6 protein-coding genes are annotated in these 19,852 nt (G+C 34.5%); 2 read left to right on the plus strand and 4 right to left on the minus strand.

Annotation, left to right across the window (positions count from 1 at the left end):
* Positions 1-3: 3 nt before the first annotated feature.
* Entirely contained in the window at positions 4-1,329 is a 1,326-nt protein-coding gene (gene xylA / locus L0669_RS10555; protein WP_263763300.1) for a xylose isomerase, read from the plus strand.
* A gap of 604 nt (positions 1,330-1,933) precedes the next feature.
* Positions 1,934-2,590, plus strand: a complete 657-nt coding sequence (fsa, locus tag L0669_RS10560) for a fructose-6-phosphate aldolase (protein WP_263763302.1) — start codon at positions 1,934-1,936, stop codon at positions 2,588-2,590.
* Between the two features lie 235 nt (positions 2,591-2,825).
* Here fsa and L0669_RS10565 read toward each other — a convergent pair whose 3' ends face one another.
* The 4 genes from L0669_RS10565 to L0669_RS10580 form a co-directional block, all read right to left on the minus strand.
* Entirely contained in the window at positions 2,826-3,851 is a 1,026-nt protein-coding gene (locus L0669_RS10565; RefSeq protein WP_263763304.1) for a hypothetical protein, read from the minus strand.
* Positions 3,852-9,668, minus strand: a complete 5,817-nt coding sequence (locus L0669_RS10570; RefSeq protein WP_263763306.1) for a fibronectin type III domain-containing protein — start codon at positions 9,666-9,668, stop codon at positions 3,852-3,854.
* Positions 9,669-9,701: 33 nt separating this feature from the next.
* Positions 9,702-12,152 carry a TonB-dependent receptor gene (locus L0669_RS10575; RefSeq protein WP_263763308.1) on the minus strand — a complete coding sequence of 817 codons (2,451 nt, stop codon included), beginning with the start codon at positions 12,150-12,152 and terminating at the stop codon, positions 9,702-9,704.
* 89 nt (positions 12,153-12,241) lie between these two features.
* Positions 12,242-19,843, minus strand: a complete 7,602-nt coding sequence (locus tag L0669_RS10580; protein WP_263763310.1) for a T9SS type A sorting domain-containing protein — start codon at positions 19,841-19,843, stop codon at positions 12,242-12,244.
* Positions 19,844-19,852 lie beyond the last annotated feature (9 nt).

Here is a 19,852-nt window from a genome sequence, read left to right on the forward strand (position 1 = left end):
GAAATGATAGTTTTAGGCAATAAAGAATACTACAAAGGTATTGGTCAAATTAAATTTGAAGGAGCAGCATCAGATAATCCGTTGGCATTCAAATATTACAATCCGGATCAGGTTGTGGCAGGAAAAACAATGCGTGAACACTTTAGATTTGCCATTGCATATTGGCATACCTTCTGTGGGCAAGGAAGCGATCCGTTTGGTCCCGGAACTCAAAACTTCGCGTGGGATCAGTCATCAGATCCAATTCAGGCAGCAAAAGATAAAGCCGATGCAGCGTTTGAATTCATTAGCAAAATGGGTTTTGATTATTTCTGTTTTCACGATTACGATTTAATTGCTGAAGGGCCAACTTTTGCCGAATCTGAAAGACGTTTGGCAACAATCACAGAATATTTAAAAGAGAAAAAAGCCGAATCTGGAATTAAGTTACTTTGGGGAACTTCAAACTGTTTCTCAAATCCAAGATTCATGAACGGGGCCGCTACAAATCCTGATTTTAATGTTGTGGCAAGAGCCGGAGGACAGGTAAAATTAGCTTTAGACGCAACAATTGCTCTGGACGGAGAAAATTATGTGTTCTGGGGCGGACGTGAAGGCTATATGTCGTTATTGAATACCGATATGGGAAGAGAATTAGACCATATGGCACAATTTCTAACCATGTCCAGAGATTATGCAAGAGCACAAGGTTTTAAAGGAACTTTCTTCATCGAACCAAAACCAATGGAGCCATCAAAACACCAATACGATTTTGACTCTGCAACTGCAATTGGATTCCTGAAAGAATACGGTTTAGACAAAGATTTTAAAATCAATATCGAAGTCAATCACGCAACATTGGCGCAACATACTTTTCAGCATGAACTTGAAGTAGCTGCAAAAGCCGGAATGTTAGGAAGCATTGATGCCAATAGAGGAGATTACCAAAATGGCTGGGATACAGACCAGTTTCCAAACAACATTCAGGAAACTACAGAAGCCATGTTGGTATTTCTGAAAGCAGGAGGATTACAAGGCGGAGGAGTAAACTTTGATGCAAAAATCAGAAGAAATTCAACAGATCTTGAAGATGTTTTCCTGGCGCATATTGGCGGAGCTGATACTTTTGCACGAGCATTATTAACTGCCGACAAGATTATTACTTCTTCTCCGTACGAAAAATTAAGAAAAGAAAGATACAGTTCATTCGATTCAGGAAAAGGAAAAGATTTTGCCAACGGAAAATTAAATCTTAAAGATTTATACGATATAGCGAATCAAAACGGAGAGTTAACGCTTCAAAGCGGAAAACAGGAATTATTCGAAAATATTATCAATCAATATATTTAATTGTTGAGGTTTTAAAAAAATCGGCAGTAACAGGTTTTTAAAACCTGTTACTGCTCAATAAAATTTTGGTGAGACAAACATCTAAAGCAAATAATCTATGTGATAGTTATAGAATGTTATTTTTTTTAAAAGATGAATAAAGAGAATGTGTATTACGATTATGACTGGTTTTTAGCGATTGAATTTAGAAAATAGGTTAAAGGTTTAGTTACTATTTTTTAATTCGAAAACTAAAAAAGAAAGTCCGTTTGATAAATAATTATAAGTGTTATTTTTTATTGAATGTTTTTTGAAGAATAAATCAAAATGCACATTTTCACTCACTAAAAGGCTTAAGAATTTTACTGAAAAACTTTGTCAAAGTTTTAAACTTGACAAAGTTAATTACAACACATTTTTTTAGTTCGATTGCTAATGATTAAAGCTTTTTTTAGGAGCTAATCCCGCTATGCGTTGCAATCTTTTGTGGCGAACACCGCCACAAAAGGATTTCCACTTCTATCGGGGCTAGGAGAATCATTTTCATCAGAATATTTTCGTCATTTTAACGAATGAGAAATGACAAATTATATCAACAATAAACCACTATTTAAACCAAAAAACTATGAAATTTTTTATTGATACCGCTAATTTAGAAGATATTAGAGAAGCACAATCTCTGGGAGTTCTGGATGGCGTTACTACCAATCCGTCTTTGATGGCCAAAGAAGGCATTACAGGAAAAGACAATATTTTGAAACACTACCTCAACATTTGCAATATTGTAGACGGAGATGTTTCGGCAGAAGTTATTTCGATCGATTTTGAAGGAATGGTCAAAGAAGGAGAGGAGCTTGCCGCTTTGCATCCGCAAATTGTGGTCAAGTTACCCATGATTGCAGACGGAGTAAAAGCCTGCAAATATTTTTCGTCTAAAGGAATCAGAACCAATGTTACTTTGGTATTCTCAGCAGGTCAGGCCTTGTTAGCCGCAAAAGCCGGTGCTACGTATGTGTCGCCCTTTCTGGGAAGACTCGACGATATCTCTACCGACGGAATGCATTTAATTGCCGAAATCAGAGAGATTTATGATAATTACGATTATCAGACACAAATACTTTCAGCTTCAATCAGACATACGATGCATATTGTAAATTGTGCAAAAGTAGGATCAGATGTAATGACAGGACCACTTTCTGCAATAAAAGGATTGCTAAAACATCCGCTAACAGACATTGGTTTGAACCAATTTATAGAAGATGCAAAAAAGATGCAGTTATAATAATAGCATAACTATAATGGCAATTTGTGTAGCAAATTATAAAATCCTTTCAATTTATTTTGGGAGGATTTAAAATAATCATTGATCTCAATTTTTTAAGCAGCTGTGATTTGCGATAAATAAAAAAACCGCGAAAATGTCTTTTAGACTTTTTCGCGGTTTTTATTAATAAGGGAAATTTAGTAAAGAGTGGTATCAATTTGTAGGGCTAAAATAATTTTTACAAATTAATACATTAGATCTCTAAAACAATCAATTCATCATTGTCAATTTTAGCATATAATCTATTTTCTTTAACGATAATTTGGTTTACCGAATAGCCTTCGGCTTCTTTTAATTCTTCGAAAAATGATATCTGTCTTGTTGTCAAATCAAAACTACCAATTTTTGGACACTTTCTTTTTTGCTCTTCGTAAGAATAAACATTATCAGCAAAATATAATTTGTTATCATTAATATATTGAACTGCAGTACCTACTGCAAACATTTCTTGATCAAAATCAAAAAAGTTTTTTTCAACAGTACCATTATTTACATCTACAATTTCATATTTCTTTATTATCTCATTATTTTGATTGCTTCCTTGTATGGATATAAAAAGTCCTTTTTGATAATCAAAGCAAGCTCCATAATGCTCTGTTAATATTTTATATATTGTCTTTCCTGTTTTAATGTCTAAAACATTTATCCAAAATTTAGAATCATATAACTCTTTTTCTATTTCTTTTGTGTAAAAAATTAAATTTTCTTTATAATTAATAATATCTCCTATTACCTCCTCACCGGGTTCACATTGATATTCAAAATAGGTATGGGTATTTAATAGATTGGATAATTTAAATAAATTCTTTTGTTTTCGAGTTCTGAATCTATAACTATAATTGGCATTTAAAAATTTTCCGAAAAAAAAATCTGAAGTCCCTTCTTCTTTGTTTTCCTTATACAAATGAAAATATTCATCTCCATCTTCGTTTTCAAACCAAATAGCATAATTGTTCTCATCAAAAACACTTAAACCAGTGGCATCATTTTGTTTTATTGTATTTAAAATATTGAAATCTCCATTTAATATAATTAATACATCTTTTTTTATAAGGTAAATGTAATTATTACTATAAAAACATCTGTTCACATCATTTTCATAGTTCAATACATTTTTGTTATCTAGATTAATTAATGTTTTGTTTTTGAGGATAATGATGTTGTTACCTATATTCCAAATATTATTTTTTACATTATCTATTTTATCTAACGTTTTCATTTATTTTAATTTAAATATTTCATCAAAATCTTCTTTTAAATATTTTTTAAGTTTAGCAGGTGTTGGATTTTCAACATCTTTTAATAATTTTTTTGCCATTTCATCAGTTACATCTAAATTATCTATTGCTTTTTTCAAGTTAGATGCAAAATCTGGCGGATTTTTACCTGCATCAAATAACCATTGTAATTGTTTTAAATCAACGATATCCGGATTGCTTAGATCACCTAAAAATTGCTTGGCAAAATCAGTTGGTGGTACTTTGCTATATGACTTAAATTCAAAATACTTTGCTAATTTATTACCAGTTTCTCCAACTATTGCGTCATATCTACGAGTGTTTGACAATGCAGATACTTCAAAATTAGTTTTCCTTGGTACAAAAACTTCAGTTCCTTCTTTACGTAAAACCGCAATTACCCAATTAGCTCCATCTGCTCCCGCGCCATTGAACCAATGCGCTTTTAAGCCAGATATGATCGATCCAACACCACCTTGATTTGCGTATAAAGCAAAATGGTCTAAATCATTTAGGAAATTTGTTAAATCAGTAGCTCTCTTACCTAAGCCTTTATTTACAGTAAGAATTGTTGTTAAATCGTCTACACTAACATGTCCTTTAGCTAAAATAGAACTAATTTTTTCAATATGTACAGATAGTTTTCTAAAACTAGGATATGCTTCCAAAATTAACCATTCTTTGCTGAAATCTTTACCCTGTCTTACAAAATCTTGTAGATCTGTACTTGCATTGATATCACTTAAAAAAGTTTTTAATTTAGAAATGTCATTTTTGAAAGGAGCTCTTTCTAATAGATCAATTAGTTTATTTCCGTTTGTCGTCGAGTAACCTATTTTATCTAATACATCTTTTAAATCGGCTTCTGCTAAACCTAATTTCTTTAAACGTACCAGGATGGCCTCACTAGCATTTTCAACAACTTCGCTTGTACTTTTCTTTAATTGTTCTTCACTTTCATTTAAAACAACTTTTATTTTTTCTCCATTATCTGAGATCTCGGCAATTATGTTTCCATTGACATCTTCTTTGCTTAATATTGTTAAATTATCTTCAAGTTGTTTTGGTGTTTTTTCTAGAAGTTCTTTTGCTTTACTTACAGCGTTATCTATGTTTTCTGACAAATCTACAGCTATAGGAACTATCATGCAGTACATTTTACCTGCCTTTGATAACTTCAATCCTGGTTTCATAAATGCTTTCGCAATCGCAAAACTAATTCTCGCTGCTTTACCAGTACCTTTTACAGTTATTTTAATTAGGTTTCCTGCAAGTTTCATGGTTTGACTCATTACATCCAGAGATTCTATAACTTGCGAAATTTGAGCAAGTTTACCCGCTTTAGCAAAGGATATAACAATTGTTACAACATTTGCAATGTCATAACCAACAGTTTCTGCAACTTGGCAAGTTTGGCCAGTATGTGATTTTTTGACTAATGTCCAGATGCACATACTATCCTCAGTACTTTCAGTACAGAAAACACTCATTTTTTTAATTCCTTGCCACATTTCAGATAATCTGTCACCACCATCAATAATATCGGTAACTATTGCTGCCATTTCTGCTAGCCCTGCAACTTGATCTATAATACCATTCCAAAATCCACATTTTATGGCGAAATAAATATGTCCTGTACCTACCAGTTTTGGGTTGGTAATATTTATATCGAATTGCGCCATTGTCTGATCACCAAATAATAAAGTCCAAGAAAAAGGATCAGCTAAACTTACATAATACAAAACGGGATTATAATCGTTACTAGTAATTTCAGGATTGTAGAAACGCTCAGGTATTTTTGCCTTTTTTACAACTGTTGCTACACCATCTAAAATTGCTGTTAATGGATTAAAGTAGGTATATTTACCGTCAAATTTTGGTATTATTTCACTCAGGAGAGATAAAAATTTGTTTACACTGCTATTTCCACTGCCAGTAACTCCATTTCCTAAAATCGTTTTTATTTTTGCTTTTCCATTTATGTCAAAATCAATCCATAGTGCTATTTGTGAACCAGATAAATTTGCCAGATAATCTGTCACTTCTTTTCTTTTAGCCGGAAGTGTTTGTGTATCAGTAAAAAATATTTTCGCTATTAAACCTGTTTCACTACTAATATTTTTTAATTGAGAAAGAATTTTTAATTTTTCTTTCTCTGATAAAATAACACCACAATAATCATAAGTGTGACTTTCCTGCGCGTCTACATTTGTTGGATCTTCTTTATAACCTTTGTTTGCAGAACTTCCTAAGGTTACTAAATAATTATTATAGTTTTCACTTGTTCCATTAGTATTGCTTTGTTCTGTATCAGAAGTACATTTTAAAATTCCCCAAACCTGATCTCTGGAATCTTTATCTCCTTCTTTTTTGGCTTTATCATCGAGAATCGCTTTTATATATTTTTGTAAACCAGCTTTATCTCTAGAATTTATATATGATTTTACATATTTATATTTAGTTCTAATATATTTTTTATCGACATTACATTCGCCTTTATTATTAGCAAACAACCAAATCCAAGAATTATCACTTACATCTTTAGTAACTGAATGTATTTCTTTTTTTTCTTTACCATTTACTATATGGGTATAAACGTATTTTTCTAAAGCAGGATCCCAAACATATTTTACAGTCTCTTTATTAAATAAATCGGTAAAACCAGATGTAAAACCATCTTCTGCAATATAACTTTCAGAATAAGTATTTGATAACTGAGTTTGTACAAGTTCCCATTTAGGTGAAAGCCCAAAACCACCTGCCAACGCTCCTGAAGAACTACTTTGGAACCCATAAAACTTCCAGCCTCCGCTATGAATAATATCCCAGTCGTTATGAGATAGTACAGTTCCGGTTCCGTAATCCATTAAAAGATCTGTTTTACCGGATTCTGCCTTAGTAGCGAATGGATGTTTAAGTCCAAAAATACCATGGCCTAATTCGTGGGCCGCTGTTTTTAAGTCACCGTCGCTAAATACAAAAGCATATTGACCTCCTAAAGGCATAAACCCTTTGTATCCATCTTGTCCTGGTTTTCCGGTGTAGATGATGTAGTAGGTTTCGCTATTATAGGTAAAATTAGGATTGGCTTCGATTTGATTTTTAATATCGATTTGGCCATTGCTGTAAAAATTGATAAGACCGCTGTCTCCGCATTGTATTGCAGCAGGTAATGCACCAATGGTTAAATCCTGAGCGGTTACATCAAATTTTATCCCGACTTTGTTATATACTTCATTAAGAAAATCTTTTGCGCTATCGGCACTTGGTGCATTTGCTCCGTTGACACTTAAAATCGTTACGTTAATAACGGGTTTTTGAGCAAGTTGCCATAGATTTACTTTACCGGCAATATCTGATTTGCCTTCAATAGTTTTGGCAGGATCCTGAGGATCTTTTTGCGTCGCACCTTTTACAATAGCAATAATGCTTTCTTTTGAGAAGTTTAATGTTTTCGTGACAGTTATTACTGCTTCAGTATTGCTGTCATTCCATTTAAAGTTCACATCTGCACCGGCATTTGTTTTGAAAACAACGTCTTTTATTGTTTTTCCGTTTTTAAATTCGGCTTCAGCAATAAAGGTTTCAGGTCCATTTAAGTCAGATACGGCCTTATAATTTACATTATAAATACCTCCACCTTCCATCGGAATGGTTTCATAAGTGTCTTTGAGTTTTTGTGAACCTGAATTTGGGAGGACATCAAAAGCATATTGACTTTTTTCTCCATTTTTAAACGTTATTTTCACATCCGGAGAAGTAATTTTCACCACATCGCCGCTGGCAGACATACCGTTTGTATTTGCCGCAGTGGCTTTACCTCCTGCAGCAGCATTGGCAATAACCGGCGCACCCGCACCATTTGCTGGAATTGTTACTACTTTTCCTGTACTGTCTGTGTAAACTCTTTCGTATGGCGATTTCGCAATGGTTGATATTTGTCCATCTTTACCTGTTACGGTCGTACTTCCGTCTGCATTTAATACAACCGAAACTACTTCGTAATCGAACTTACCTTCTATAGGTTTTCCGTTACTGCCAAATACTTCATCAAATGCATTATCTAAATTGACAATGTTTTTCCAGGTAGGATCATAACTGGCTATAATTTCTCCTGAAATTAATTTGAAATCAGTATTAACGCCAATATTATTAAATGTTATTCGAATGCGGGTATATTCGCCAATATTGGTAGAATATTTGCCTATATCTTCGGCAATTTCCCCCGCTTTATTATTTACTTTTTCACCAATACCAGCCACTTTATCTTTTACTTTTCCTGTAGAATCGGCTATTGAATCTCCTGTCGAATTGTCAAGACCATTCGAAACTTTGGTCGCGGTATTAGATGCTAAATTTGCAGTTGCATTTGCTGCGGCACCAACTTTTCCTGTAATCTCGGCTCCTTTGTTGGCAATCTCTTTTAAGTTATCGGCTGCATCAATTAGCTTTCTGAATTTTTCTATAAAAGGAAACGTTACATAACCTTCTCCGGTAAAAGTACCATTGCTTCCGGTTGCTTTAATTACGACAATAGGAAAATCTCCCGCCGTTACTACATCATTTTGGTAAAGATTAGGAAGCGGCGTTGTGTTGCTTAAATCGTTTGGGTCTGGTTTGATACCACAACTGGCAAAGACAATTTCGTCTCTTGCTACGGTAGTGAATTCTTTAATTGTACTGTGGGTATACTTACCCGGATCGCAGGAAGAACCTACGGTATATTCGTAAACTGTATTTGGTTTTAAATTGCTTAGTGTAATATTCTCTCTTGGTGTAACTTGTTTGTACCACTCTGAGTTGGCATTTTTTTCGCGATAATTTACCTGATAGTCATAATTATCGATATTGCCGCTCCATGCTATTTTTGCCTGATTCTCGCTAACGCCAGAAGTAGTTATAGCCAGTGGAGGAGTACAGGATACTTCATAATCAAAAGAAAAAATTTCACTGTAACCGTTATTTTTAAAAACACCTATTTCCTCGGCACCCAAAATAGCTTTTGCTTTAATACGCCAGGCATATTTTTTACCGGGAATAAGCTGAGGTTCGCTCATGCTGTATTGCAGTGTCGTTGCTCTGGTTGTGGTTGTGTATAAAGGAGGTGAGTAAGCAAATGCGTTTTGAATAGGCGTGTATTTATCCCAGATCTCTACCAGTGAAAATTCGTATTCTACATTGCTTACATTAATGCTTCGCGGAGTCCAGCTGAAAATAATATTTTGAATATTCTGCTGCATGATAGAAGCATTATTCAACGGAAGATTTAAAAAAGGAGGTTCGTTCTGAAAAATAATGGTGTTAGTTCTCGTTTTACTCGACAGTTTTTTTCCTGTTGCAAAATCGTATACTTCTACATAAATATTATAAATTCCTTCCGGTAATGCTTGCGCATACTGATTGGGATTAAGTCCTAACAAATTTTGAAATTCAAAATAAGGGGCAAGATCGACATTGGTTAATTGCAAAGGAAAACCACCTTCAAGATATAACGGACGTGCGCCTACAACAAAATCATTTGTAGTAAAAGAAATCCCATTGCCCTGAAAATAAATTTTAAGCTTTACCTGACGATTTGAGATTGTTAAATCGTTTAGTACAATCTGTATTTTTATAGGACTGTTTACTGTAGTAGCATCGGCATAATTACTTAAATAAATAGGCGAGGGCTGTGTAACCTGCGTCGTTATCGAAATAGGATATGTTTGTGCATAGCCTCCAAAACCAATAAGAGAGCTCAATAGCAACAAGTATAAGTGTAATTTTTTCAGCATTTTGGGTGATTGAGATTTATCCATTATTTTGTTCGTTTGGTATCTTTAGGGTATACTTTATTTTTGAATATATTTTAAATCAATTTCATCATTGATACTGTTTTTAACAGCCAGGTCATGATAAAAAGGAATTATTTTTACTTCGATAGCATCTACTATTTCTGTTTCGCTTTTTTTGTTTTTTATCAGTTTAAAAGCTTCTTCAATTTCTTGTGTGCTAAACTGGGCAGCATTTTCATTTTGTTGAATTTCTTTTGCAGAAGTTTTTGCAGCAGCACTTATTTCCTTAAGCATCCACCTGTGATTTCTTAATTGATTACGGCTGTTATCGCTTCTTTCAACCAATTTTAAATACGAATTATAACTAGCCTTATTGGTAATTTCAGCCTGATCAACTCCATGTAGTTTATGACTATTTACCCTGCCAATAGCAACTGAATACGCATTTTCAAGGTTTTCATCTTTATGGTTCATTTCCTTTTCGAGCTTTTGTAAAGCCTTAACAAAATAATCATTGTACTTTTCTATAGTGGCCGTTGCTACGGTATATGCGTCCAGATAATCAAGAATTTTTTCTTTTAATTCTTTGTCATCAGGTGTAAGAGAAGCTAGTGTAAGCAGATGTTCTAAATTATTCTTTTCTTCGACAGGCAAAGGATGTATCGAAAGTTGTAATTCTTGGAGTTGTGCCAAAATTTCATCTCTTGTTCCTTCAAAAATCTTATCGTTGAAATTTATTTTTAAAACCGGATCAGCGATTGGTTTTTCTTCTGTTAAAGGCTCTCTTTTCGGACGCATTTTAATTTTATCAAACGAATAGGCGTAGGTTAAGGTCGCAGTAAGATCATTGTTTTTTCGGCCAGTTGAATTACTAAACAAGGAAATTACGCCTACATTAAAATTATGTTTTTGGAGGTAAATATAAGAGCCATTAAGTCTGATATTGAAAATATCATTTTGTTTTTCGCCATCATTATAACTGGTATTGTAGCTTGTTGAAGCATTAGTAGTCAGTTTTTTATCAAAAAATAGTTTAGATACCCCTATGGTTGGTCCAATAATTAAATTTTTTCCGGAATCTGTTTTTCCGTAAGTATTATTTAAGGATCCGTTAAAGCTTAAATCTCTTTCAGGATAACCAATACTGTAGGCAATCGCAGAATTGTAATAAGTAGAAGCACCGCCTGCAATAGTTTTACCTTGTTGTTGGTTTACGGCATCCTGCACAGAAAAGTTGGCACTTATGGATTTTTTTAAGCGCTTATCATTTCTTAATAAATAATTGACGTTTATTGTTGCATTTTGATTGACCTGTCTAAAGTTTAAGGTATCTAAATAATCGTAATTAGAAACCTGATTAATATAATCAAACTGGTTACGGCTATTGGTATAGGATTGAAAATTAGAATAGTTTACACTCAGGTTTAATTTGTCATTAGGTCTGAAATCGACATTTAGGGACGACACCAAACGTTTCATCTGACTTTGTTTTTGCTTGTCAAGATTGTCTTTCTGAAGTCCTAAATTTAAGGCTAACGAAACTTTGTCTTTGAATATGTTTTGTGTGGCGTTGACGGTAAAGTTTTCTAAATCATTATTAAAATAATAACCTCCTAAAGTCCTGTAATTAGGATCGATTCGTTCGTAGCCTAATCCTAAAGTTCCTTTTCCGGCAGGATAAACAAGCTGTCCTTTAAAAGCATTATAACTTGTTGAGGTACTATTTTGATTTAAAAGAAGAGACGCAATTCCGTTTGCTTTGCCTTTGTCTGTATTTCGGGTATCTTCTGTAATGCTGCTGTTGGCATATTCAGTGAAAAACTGTAGTTTTTTTGCCAGGGTAAAACTCGTTTCAAAACTTACTGCAACATTCTCTTTTGGACTTACGCTCAACTCAAAAGGAACAGGATTGTGTATTGAACTAATTTCGTCTTTTGCTTTAAATAATGTAACACCTACTTTTACTTTTTCAAAATCATAGGATGTTTTAAAACCATAACCATATCTTTTGTACGTTGGTACAATTTCCGGATAATTAGAGTCGAATTCGCTGCTTTTTAATAATCGTCCAAACATGGCACTGACTTTAAAATTTCCTTGTGGAGTCAAATCAACTCCTAATCCTGTAAATTGATGCCCACTTAGCGTATAAGGTGAGAAAGTCATACTTACATCTCCAATATGGGCTGTAATCCATTTATATGATGGATGAATGCTGAGGCGATTCATAAGTACAGGCTTTCCGTAACCAAATTTTTGATTGGTATACGAAAAAGAAAAAGGCAAATTATACAACCCTGCAATGTTGATGTTGATGTTTCCGTTTAAAAAATAACTAAACGGATCTCTTTGTGCATTACCGGAATAGAAAATACTATTGGCCGATGCACCACCACTTACGTTTATCAATTTGGCTTTGCCTAACTCCTGTACATTAAAGTTTTGGGAAAAACCAAAAGCACTTATGAGCAGGAGTGTAGTATTAAAAAGTATTTTTTTTGCAATCATTCTTTATATGCTAGGGAAATCAGTTTGCGAAATTTATTCTTTACTGTTTTTCATTATTAATTGAAATTTTACTGAACTGATTATCTTCTTTATTGAATGATTATTTTTCTTAATTTGTTTCCTTGCTGTGATTCAAACAATACAAAATAGATCCCTGACGGAAGTCCGCTTAAGCTAAAATTGAAGAGATAATTATCTTTTCCATCTTGTGTTTTAGAATCTATCAGCAGGTTGTTATTTAAATTATATACTTTAACATGAGCAGGCATAACATTATCTAATAATACATCTACCGTAAAAAATCCGTTTGAAGGATTAGGATAAATCTTAACATCAAACTTTTTCTGGTTGTTAGTTTCATCAGGATTGTTTTCTTCATATTCTCCCTCAGTTACTAGTATTTGTTTGGTTTGAAAAGCGGTGCAATTGCCTTTTTTCGTATTCAGGGTAATTTCGTACTGCCCCGTTTCGCTAAAGCTTATTTCAGCAAAATCTTTATTTTTAGAAACAACAGTTGCATTAGCTGGCAAAATCCATTCGATCTCATCAGCAATAGGATTACTAATGTCTACAATAACTATTTTTTCATTTTTAAATACCTGACTAGACACCGCAAATTCAGCACTTATTGCCGTATTCTGGCTTGATATTTTAATAGTATCTGTCGCTTGGCATCCTAATTTATTGGTTACAATAACCGTATAATTTGCAGGTTCAGAAACGGTAATCATAGCTTTATTGCTAGTAAAACCTTTATCAGATTTCCAGAAGTAAGTAGCTTTATCGTCGTTTATTGTAGCATTAATAGTCAAGGTTTGATCAAAACATAATGTTACATCCTCTCCAAGATTTATAATGTCTTTTGGCGGGTTTTCGATTTTGTAATCATAATTTACAACACATCCCTTGCTGTCTTTTATTGCTACAGAATAATCTCCGGCAGCAGCTCCGCTTAGGATGTTCGATTTTTCGCCCGTATTCCATAAATAGGTATAAGGTCCTTTTCCGCCAAAAGAAGTAACTTCAATTGTGGCATCAGAACCAGCGTAGCAAGTTGGAATTACAGTTTTTTCGGTCGCAGCTAAATGTATTGGTGCTGTTATAGTAATGCTTTTTGTAATAGTACAACCATGGCTGTCTGTTACCAAAACCGAATAATTTGCTGGTGGAACGTTTGGTAAACTGGCTGTTTTGGCTCCCGTATTCCACATATAATAATAAGGTGCTGTTCCTCCTGATGGTGTTGCATCAATCGTCCAGTCGTTTGCATCACCACATAACGTATAATCAGAAGTTAATATGTTGTCGAGAATTGCAGGTTCTGTCACCAGCAAAGTGGTACTTTTTGCCTCATTACCATTCGAATCGGTAGCAATTACATAATAAGAACCTTTGCCAACATTATTTAAGATATTGGTTGTTGCCAGTATATTATTAGAACCCTCTGCATACCATTTATAAGTATAGTTTTCTCCTGGTTTTAAAAATCCGCCAATAGTGGTTGGTTTTAAACTTCCGTTTTTATCATCATGACATAAAATTACATTTTGAACGGCAATGCTGGTTTCTAAAAGTGGTGGCTCTGTTACTTCTAACAGCTCAGATGTTAGATTACATCCTTTAGCATCGGTAACAATTACATAATATTTTCCGGCAGCTAAGTTTACTGCAGTATTGGTACTTTGGTTAATATTAGTATTATCACTCTTAAACCATTGATAAGTATAATTACCATTTGCTCCTTGTGCAGTAATAGCAATCGAACCATTACTCAATCCTTTTCCGCTGGCAGGAAGAGATATTGTATTACTAATACTTAAAGCAGTTGGCGAGGTAACCTGAATAGTGCCACCCGTACTTAAACACTGTTGAGAATCTTGTACAAAAATGGTATACTCTCCGGCAGCCAAATCTGTAATTATAGTATTTGTTCCATTCGAAAAATTTTGCCAGTCTTTAACTAATGCTCCTTTATAAAAATAGCGATAACTAAAATTGCTATTTCCTCCTGAAGCACTTAAAGTAATTTTTCCGTTACTGTCGCCAATACATTTTACAGGTTCTTGCACCATAGAGAAAGTTACCAGATCCGGTTGGGTAATATTGATGGTATTACTGGTTACCTCAACTTTTTTAGAATCTTTTATAACAGCATAATAACTACCGGGTTTAGCATTATAAAGATTTAGATTTTCTGTAGTTAATATGGCAGTAGAAAGTAATGTATTATTAAAATACCATGAAATTGTTTTGATACCAAAGCCGCCATTTGCATTTACATGTACAGTACCATTATTAGCTTCGTAACAAGTAATTTGCTGTGTCTGACTAATGCTGATCGTTAACGGATTATCTCTAAAATCAAAATCGGCATATTTTATACATCCGGTATCATCCTTAGCAGAAATATAATAATGATCTTTTACCAATCCACTAAAGTCTACAGCTTTTACAGAACTGTTTGCAATAGTATTTATAATAGTTTCATTGCCTGATGCATCTTTAGTGTAAAATTTATATTCGTAGTTCGATTTACCTCCGGTGATTTCAAAATGCAGTTTACCATCATTTCCATTATTTGCAGACGGATTAGTGTAGGTAATCTTATCGATATCAAAACCAAAATCTGCGGGTTGTGTAATTACGATACCTTCTAAAATACCAATACAATAAGCCGCATTTCCGGAATTGTAATTGGCGTCGCGCACCTCAACAGCATAAGTGCCTTCAAATAAAGTATTTAATGATGTTGGAATAAAGTTTTCATAGGTATTAGTAGCAGGATTTTTCTTTTTCCACTGATAAGTATATTCCGGATTTCCGTTTACTAAAAGTGGCGTTCCTCCTGAAACTGATATGGCAATAGTTCCGTCCTGATCGCCAAAACAATTTACGTTCGATTTTGAAACTAGTTTTACTACAATTGGAGTAGGCTGGGTAAATGTTACATCAATAACATTCGAGTCGATTCCGCCTATATCAGTAGCAGTAAGGCTATAATTTCCATCTGCGATATTACTAAAATCGGCCACATTACCAGTTTTTGTAGTAGTAGCTCCGTTTGCCTTGTTTTTTAATTTGTACGTATAAATTCTATCCGGCTGATTTTGATTATAAGTAGCCCCGCCAGTTGCACTTGCATTTAATGAACCCAATAAACCATTACATTTTGATTGCAGATGAGTTTCTGAAAGTACAGGTTTTGTAGGCTGATAAATCTCGTAACTTTTTAAATCATAACAGCCATTTACGTCGGTTACTAAAACGCTGTAAATACCAGCAATAACATTAGAAAGAGTAGGGCTGTTAGTGCCTGCAACTGCTCCTGAGTTATTTTTCCATTCATAGGTGTAGGTGCCTGTTCCGCCGGTGGCAGTAATTGTTATTTTTCCTGTCGCCAATCCAAAGCCTGTGGTTGGTGTAATGTTTTGATTTATAATTTTTAATGCAATTTGAGGGTGGTTAATTGTAACTGTTTGTTCAGCAGTCTGGCAGCTATTGCCATCAATTACTCTTATAGTATAAGTTCCTTCACTCAATCCTGAAACCATACTATTTGTATTATCGATAGTTCCTCCATTACAAATAATAGTATATGCTTTAGTTCCGCCCGAAATATTTAGTTTTACGGTACCGTTATTTCCTCCATTACACGATACATCTCCTTTTGTAAAAGTAAAAGCTAATTTGTCCGGTTGGGCAATTAGTATGTTTTCTAAAATTCCGATACAGCTTGAAGGATTAGCCGGATCATAATTAGCATCGCGAACTTCTACTGAGTATTTTCCTGAAAAGAGACCAGATTGTGTTGGACTATCATTTCCTATTGGTTCGTAAATAAGATTTAATGGATTTAATTTTTTCCATACATAATGATAAGGAGCGCCCACAGTAAATGGAGTTCCTCCTGAAACAGACACTGATAATTTTCCATCCTGATCACCATAGCACGCTAATATTTTTTTTACAGCAGCTGTTTCTGTCACTAAAATTGGATCTGGCTGCTTAAGTTCTACATAACCAGTGGTAACGATGGTACCATTTTTATAACTGGTATTCGCCACGGTTGATACATTTGCTTTTGAATCTGTTGCAGTAATTTTATATTGGCCAATGGCTAATCCGGTAAAATTTGCAGTATTCCCAACCTTTTTTTCCTGAGAAATATTGTTTAGGAATAATTCATACGTGTATTGCCTGTCTGATTGTTGCTGACCTATTTCGGCACCTCCTGTTGCAATGGCAATGATAGAACCTTGCCCTCCATTACATTTTGTATTGGTAGCAGTAACATCAAGAGTTAGTACCGTAGGTTCTTTTATTTCAAATACAACTGATGTTATCGAACAGCCAAGATTATCTTTATTGTTATCGATAGCTACGGCAATATATTTTCCCGCTGGTCTGTCTTTAAGTAAATTAGCATTTTCGTTTGGTATTAATTTACTAACATCAACTGTTTCTCCTGTATACCATTTGTACGAGTAATTGCCCCATCCTCCGGTATTATTTAGTTTTATACTTCCGTTAAGAAGTCCATTTCCGGTAACATTTGTAATTACGGAAGGCCCAAATGCAAAAGCTGCGGCAGGTTCTTTTATTTCAATTTGTTGCGTAGCAATAACACAATTATTATTGTCAGAAACGGTTACATTCCATTTACCGGCACTTAAACCCGTAATTTTTTGATTTGGAATATCAATCACAGTACCTGAAGTACCAGAGTCACATGAAATTTTATAAATAGGTTTGTTGTTTCCATCATTACTAACGGTTCCGCCTGTAATATTCAATTGTATAGTTCCATTCGTAGCACTTTTACAGGTTACATCTGTAGTGGCATAGTTGAATTGTAATTTATCTGGAGAACTAATTACAATATTTTCTAACAAAGCAATACATTGATTGGGATTGTTAGAAACGTAATTATTATCACGAACTTCTACAGAGTAGATTCCGGCGCCAAGTAAAGTAGGATTAAGATTGTCGTTTACCGTGATAACAGCACCGCCTTTTCTCCACACAAAAGTATAAGGAGTTATTCCTCCGGATACAGTTATGGCCAGCGATCCGTTTTGATCACCAAAACATTTTAAATTTTTAAAGCCACCAGCAACTTCTTTTACTATAATAGGAGTAGCCGGTGCAACGCTAACAGTAAAGTATTGCAAACAAAAACCATTTGAAGCACTTACAGTATAATCTCCTTCTGCTAAACCTGATTTTGTTGATTGAGTCTGTGTCGAAGAAATATTATCTGTTAATTCAACAAGTGCTTGCGGATACGTTCCTTTATACCATTTAAATATGTAGGTAATATTTGCAACCGCATTTGTAACTTGTACGTTGGCCTTTCCGTCATTTCCATTAAAGCATTTTACAGGTGTTTGAGATGTTGTTGCCGTAATAATAGGATTGGCAGAATCCGGCACATTTATAGTAACCGAAGTTGTATTGTTATCTGCATCAGTTACCGTAATTTTATAATTGCCCGCTTTTACAGCATTTAAAGCTGAGTTTGTCTCATTTTCTAATTTGTCTTCTACAACAGGAGAATTTCCAGTAAGTTCAAACCATTGAAATTGTATTACACCATTACCTCCGGAAGCCTGAGCTGTAAGATTTGTTGTGCCTCCCTGACAGCTTATTGCAGTTGGAGTTAGTATATTTACATTTAATGCTTTTAGTACATAAGGTCCTTTTGTGATGGAACAATCAACTTCATTTGGGTCGACTATACTCTTATCCGTAACGGTTACATAATAAGTTCCGTCTCCTAAACCTCTTGGATTATTAGGACTTTGTGGAGGAGTAGGGCTAAAAACGGATCCATTTTTAGTCCAGACATAACTGTAATTTCCGTATCCTTTACTCGGATTTATTAATATACTACCATTATTAATTCCTGGTGCCGGTTGATATATCGTAGGCTCTGCTGTTACTGATAAAGCTGCTGAAGGACCTGAAATTGTTTTATTACTATTTTGTACAGTTAATTGAGCACTAATAATATCGGAAGAAGGTATCTCGCTGTCTTTTATAGTAAATTTAAAATTGCCCGGCGAAAGACCAACTGCGGTATACTTAAAAATACCATTACTAGTCGAAGTTGAGACATTTGGAACATACGCATTATTTGAAGGATCTTGCCACGTTATGGTATAATTTCCTGAACCTCCTTTTACATTCAATGTGATACTCCCGTCATTTGCGCCAAAACAGCTTAAATTAGTTGAAGTTACATCATAGGTTATTTCTTGTCTAACCAAAAAAGTTTTAGAAGCATTGGTACAGCTTAAACTATTATTACTACTTACTACGTATGTTCCCGGAGCAAGATTACCCAATTGATCTAGGGGTATGTTTTCGCTGCCCATTGTACAAGTAAGAGTATAAGCTGGACTTCCTGTTAAGGGTAGATCAAGTATTATCTTCCCGTTTTTTGCACCAGGAACAGTGACATTGTTTACTTGCCCGCTTATGGTAATAGGAGGCGGAGCTTGAGGTATCCCTATATCCTGTGGAGAAGACTGGCAATTATTTTCGTCCAGAACTATTACCCTATAGTTACCACTACTAAATCCTTTATTTGTTAAATCTGAGACTGGATATTTTTTGAGAACAGTTTTTCCGTTTACTACTTCTGTTTCACCATTCAGGTTGTAAAAATGCGAACCAGTACCTCCATTAGAAGTAATTTGAATTCCACCATTTCCTCCATAACATTTTGGAGGTATAGCCGTAGCGTTTGATGTTAGTTTTGTTGTTGGGTCTATTGTAAAACCAGGACCAACTACATCTTTTGTAGGGTTAGAAGCATTTGCCCCAATTACGGTTTGATATTTAAAATTATAAGCTCCTACAGCAATACCTTTTATTTTATATTTTAAAGGAGATACCATTTCTACTAGGGCGTTGTCAGAATACAGTGATACCGGAATATTGGCTCCTACAGTCGTGTAAGTAAAAAGAAATCGTTCGCCCAATGCTGTTTCTAATGGCCGGTCAAAAGAATAGATAACCTCTCCGTCCCCCATATTATTACAAGATTCTGCTCTTGAAACAGGCGGGTTAGCGGGATCTAATTTGGGAGGACAGCCGAAAACAACATAAGTAATTGGTTTTGATTGCATTGTTACTCTAGGATTTGTAGCTTTAGAAGTGATATTATATCTAAATCTCACATTTCCTCTAAAGTTTTGCCCAAGTAAGCTTGCCGGTGTAAAACTATATGGGCATGGTTGCCAGTTTGTTACGCCGTCTAAACTGTAATAAGGTTGAGTGCCTGCCTGAAAAGTAATAGTTTCACACACTCCTATTTCTGTTGTCGTACTTTGTAGGTGTGGTGACCTTAAATTAAAATATTCCGGAGCACAACCTCCAATAAAGGATTGCCCAGAAAGATAGTCATTGTAACTGTAAGTTCGAGTTATGGGTTGACATCCGGACCTTCCATAGCCTGGTCGCCACTCTATATTTAAGGGAAAACTGGCCGGGGTTACAGTAAGAATCTCTCCATAATTACTAATTGCGCCAAAGTGTTGATATAAAGTTGCATTTGAACGAGTTGTAATTAGTATGTATGCATTACCGGTATCAGGAAAAATAGTTTCAATATCCAGCATAAGTGGATCTTGCGCAAAAGAAGCCATGCTGGTAAAGAGCAAGAATAATAAGGTAATTTTTTTCATATTATTTGG

The sequence above is a fragment of the Flavobacterium bizetiae genome, assembly GCF_024271895.1.
Lineage (GTDB): Bacteria > Bacteroidota > Bacteroidia > Flavobacteriales > Flavobacteriaceae > Flavobacterium > Flavobacterium bizetiae.

Bases quoted from the DNA above. Each gene is read 5' to 3' on its own strand.
- xylA (WP_263763300.1), top strand. From the start codon at position 4: ATGATAGTTTTAGGCAATAAAGAATACTACAAAGGTATTGGTCAAATT.
- fsa (WP_263763302.1), top strand. From the start codon at position 1,934: ATGAAATTTTTTATTGATACCGCTAATTTAGAAGATATTAGAGAAGCA.
- L0669_RS10565 (WP_263763304.1), bottom strand. From the start codon at position 3,851: ATGAAAACGTTAGATAAAATAGATAATGTAAAAAATAATATTTGGAAT.
- L0669_RS10570 (WP_263763306.1), bottom strand. From the start codon at position 9,668: ATGGATAAATCTCAATCACCCAAAATGCTGAAAAAATTACACTTATAC.
- L0669_RS10575 (WP_263763308.1), bottom strand. From the start codon at position 12,152: ATGATTGCAAAAAAAATACTTTTTAATACTACACTCCTGCTCATAAGT.
- L0669_RS10580 (WP_263763310.1), bottom strand. From the start codon at position 19,843: ATGAAAAAAATTACCTTATTATTCTTGCTCTTTACCAGCATGGCTTCT.